General features: G+C 30.2%; 3 protein-coding genes. All 3 read right to left on the minus strand.

Going from position 1 to position 4,158, the window contains the following annotated elements:
* Positions 1-71: 71 nt before the first annotated feature.
* Positions 72-365, minus strand: a complete 294-nt coding sequence (locus tag Q0138_RS02740) for an energy-coupling factor ABC transporter substrate-binding protein (protein ID WP_297980593.1) — start codon at positions 363-365, stop codon at positions 72-74.
* A complete protein-coding gene (locus Q0138_RS02745; protein WP_297980596.1) occupies positions 366-1,043 on the minus strand; it encodes an energy-coupling factor ABC transporter permease in 678 nt (225 codons plus the stop codon).
* Between the two features lie 333 nt (positions 1,044-1,376).
* Positions 1,377-3,392 (minus strand): cation-translocating P-type ATPase, encoded by a 2,016-nt coding sequence (locus Q0138_RS02750; protein WP_297980599.1) that lies wholly within the window; start codon positions 3,390-3,392, stop codon positions 1,377-1,379.
* Positions 3,393-4,158: the final 766 nt, after the last annotated feature.

Consider the following 4,158-nt stretch of genomic DNA (forward strand, 5'->3'; position numbering starts at 1 on the left):
AAATATTAAAAAATATTAAAAGGACAAATAAGAAATAAAAAGATTATAAAAAAATAAAAAAAGGATATTAATTAGTTTTCATCCTTTTTTTTATTTTCTCCTCTCCAATAACCAAAGATGTAACCAATAATACCGGCTCCTATGGCTGCTTGGACAGCAAACAATAAACTTTCTATTTCACCACTAGGAGGTTCCCAAAATGAATTGAACCAAGGCTCGTATCCTGTTTCTGAAACACCGTCTGAACCCTGATCGTCAGAACCTCCAAAGTATCCTTCATCTTCACCTAGACCTGAATACATTGCCAAAGGTGCTACAAGCAATACAACAACAATGATAAATAAAATAAGATTTTCATGTTTCATCTAATCACCCTTTGCCAATTCATTATCTGCTACAACACCTAATTTATTTAATAATTTAGGTTTGTAAGACATTAATCCATTCCAAATGATTACAGTCAATAAACCTTCAGCGATTGCCAATGGCAATTGTGTTGGAGCAAATATTAAGAAGAACTTAGTGATTGCAGCTGCAACTGTAGGTTCTGGGAATGCTAAACCTAATTGTACAGAAGTCACAAGATAAGTTGCAAAATCAGCAATAAATGCTACAAAGAATATGTTGACTTTTGATGGACATCCTACTTTAAACAATGCTTTATAAACAATCCAACCTGCTAGAGGTCCTACAATACCCATTGATACAATGTTTGCACCTAAGGTGGTTATTCCACCATGAGCAAGTAAAATTGCCTGGAATACTAAAACGATTGTTGCCAAAACTGCAGTAACTGCAGGTCCAAAGATTGCAACACCTAAACCATTACCGGTTGGGTGAGAACAGCTTCCAGTTACGGAAGGTAATTTTAATGATGAAATTACAAACATGAATGCTCCACTTACAGCAAGTAAAGCTCTGGATTCCGGAAATTCATCGGAAACCTTTTTAATTTTATAGAGTCCATAAGCAACCACAGGAAGTGCTATTACATACCAAACAGCACACCATAATGGTGGCAAGAACCCTTCCATAATATGCATAAATTTCCTCCATTTTTAAAAACTACAAATTGTTATGCAATAAAACTCAAAAATAATTAAATTTTTTTAAAGTTTAATTGATAATTATATATATTAATTTTATTAATATATATACTTAACTTGGATAATATCAAATAAACTTAAAAATCATAAGCAAAAAAATAGAAAATTAAAAGAAATAAGAATAAAGATAAAAATTAAGAAATGAATTAAAATAAGAAAAAACTAAAAAAAAGAATTAAATAAAGAAAAGAATTAATAAAATAACAAATCAGAGAAAAATACTAAAAGAATAGAATGAAGAGAAATAATTATTAAAATAAAAATCCCTCTTTAAATATGTGTATGGACATGAATATGCTTTATTCCATTCTCAGTTTGAATTTCATCAATAATTTCAATTCCCTCATGGGAATGAATATGATCACCGTCATTATGGAAATGATAATGTGAATGTTCAAGTTCTTGGGAATCCAATTTTTTAATTGAATCATCAAAACGCCTATCATAAAGAAGTGCAGCATTCAAAACTACAAGACAAGACCCTGCATTATGCACTATAGCACCTGTTACAGGATTCAATAGTCCTAAAACAGAACAAAGTATTGCTACAGCATTTATTGTCATGGAAATTGCAATATTAAACTTAATTGTAAACAATGTTGAATTAGATAGTTTTTTAAGATAAGGAATCTTTCCAATGTCATCCCCCAAAAGAGCAATGTCGGCAGCTTCGATTGCAATATCACTGCCAACTGAACCCATTGCAACACTTACATCCGCAGCCTTGAGTGCAGGTGCATCGTTTACACCATCCCCAATCATACAAACCTTCTTGCCTTCAGACTTAAATTTTTCAATCCAATCCAGCTTTTCCTGAGGAAGCAAATTTCCATAAACCCTGCCTATTCCAACTTGAGAAGCAAAATAGTTAGCAGTTTCTTCATTGTCTCCAGTTAGCAAAATGGATTCAACATCTAATTTGGACAGGTTTTGAATCATGTTTTTAGAATCTTCACGAACCCTATCAGATAAACCGATTAAACCGATCACTTCATCATTTAACGCTAGGATAATTGTTGCCTTACCTTCCTTTTTTAATTTGTCCAAGTAAGAAGAAATGTTTAAGTCAAAATTGTTTTCCAAAAGGAATTTAGAGTTACCAGCAAAGACTTTACCATATGAATTTTCACAAGTAACTCCTCTACCTGGATACATTTGAAAATCACTGGGTTCTTCAATATCAATTTCCCTACCTTTAGCCTCTTCAACAATTGCCTTTGCCAAAGGATGCCCACTAAGGATTTCTGCAGAGGCAGTTATTTTCAATAGATCCGATTCATCCAAATCTTCATTTAAGGAAATTATCTCTGAAACTTCAAGATTGCCATATGTCAATGTTCCTGTCTTGTCAAAAACCAAGGTATTGAGACTGCCTAAAATCTCCAATGATTCACCAGATTTTATCAATACCCCATATTTTGTAGCCTGACCTATTGCAGCCATTATGGCAGTCGGAGTGGCAAGAATTAATGCACAGGGACAAAATACAACCAATACAGTTACTCCCCTTTCAATATTTCCAGTAAGTAGCCAAGCCAAAATTGCAATTATTAAAGCAATAGGAACAAGCCATGTAGCCCACTTATCAGCTATCCTTTGTGTAGGAGCCTGTTTTTCATCTGCAGCCTTAACAAGATCTATTAATTTTTGAAGTGAAGAGTTCTCTCCCAAACTAGTTGCCCTAATGTCAATTGCACCATACATATTTACAGTTCCGCAAAAAACTTCATCACCGATTTCCTTATCTATAGGCAATGATTCACCTGTCATGATGGATTGGTCCAAGGAACTGCTTCCCTTTATGATTACTCCATCAACAGGAACCTTTTCACCTGGAAGAATTCTTAAAACATCATCTATCCTAATATCATCAACTGATATGATTTCCTCTTTCCCATCTATTATTCTTCTACCTGTTTGAGGGGATAAATCTATAAGATTTCTTAAACCTTTTTTCGCCCTTTCTACAGTCCAATCCTCTAAAAGGGCACCTAAAGCCATAATCCATGCAACTTCACCTGCAGCAAAAATCTCACCTATACATAATGAAGCCACCATTGCTATTGCAATTAAAAGTGCAGATGAAATCCACTTTTCGCGAAAGAGTCGAGTTAATGCCAAAAGCAACATAGGTATTCCGCTAATGATAACTGTACCCCATGCAGGATCCAGGTAAATTGGCACCTTAATAGAAAAAATCATAAAAATAACTGCTATCAATAGGAATATTCCTGAAATAATTGTCATTTTCAATCCGAATAAAAAGTCAGTTATTTCATCAATCATATAAACACCTCAAATTATGCATTATTTCTTGAAATAATTCAAAATCATTACCCTAATAAACTATAATACTTAAAAATTGTTAAACCATTAAAAACTATTAAAATACTGAAATTATTAAAATATTTAAAATTTTTTTATTTAATATAATTAAAATAATTTTAAAATAAATCTTAAAATAAATCTTAAAATTAATTATACAAGTAAGCAATAAAATAAAAAAAGTATTACTTTTTTTAAGTTTATTTATATACTGAGTATTACTATTAATATATTTTGATTCATATGATATAAATATTATTACTTTTTTGAAGTTTATTTATAAAGGAAGTATTACTATTAATGAAAAAATTATAAAAAGTTAAAATAATTTGAAAATAATTTTTAAAATGAAAAAATTAAATTTAAAAAAAGTCCTTGTTGAAATCCTAAAAATTTTAAAAAAATTCATAAAATAAGTGATTTAAAGTATAAATTAAGTTTTTAAAATGCTTTCAACAGCCAAAAAAGATATAAAAATTTATAAAAATAAAAAAACTGAATATAAAAAAAGATATAAGAATTGATAAAAATAAAAGAAACTGAATTAAAAAAGAAATAAGAATTTATAAAAATATAAAAAACTGAATTTTAAAAAAAAATAATCGTTTAAAAAAACAATTAATTAAAAATAATGAAATAAAAAAAGTTCGTAAATAATAAAACTATGTGGTGTTCGATAAAAAAAGGCTGGCAGCAAAATGAAATTCCCATAGACCGAAACCCATAG

Origin of the sequence: uncultured Methanobrevibacter sp. (assembly GCF_937906425.1) — an archaeon.
In the GTDB taxonomy this organism is placed as follows: Archaea; Methanobacteriota; Methanobacteria; order Methanobacteriales; family Methanobacteriaceae; genus Methanobrevibacter.

Excerpts from the sequence above, each read along its gene's own strand:
- Q0138_RS02740 (WP_297980593.1), bottom strand. The coding sequence starts at position 365 with ATGAAACATGAAAATCTTATTTTATTTATCATTGTTGTTGTATTGCTT.
- Q0138_RS02745 (WP_297980596.1), bottom strand. The coding sequence starts at position 1,043 with ATGCATATTATGGAAGGGTTCTTGCCACCATTATGGTGTGCTGTTTGG.
- Q0138_RS02750 (WP_297980599.1), bottom strand. The coding sequence starts at position 3,392 with ATGATTGATGAAATAACTGACTTTTTATTCGGATTGAAAATGACAATT.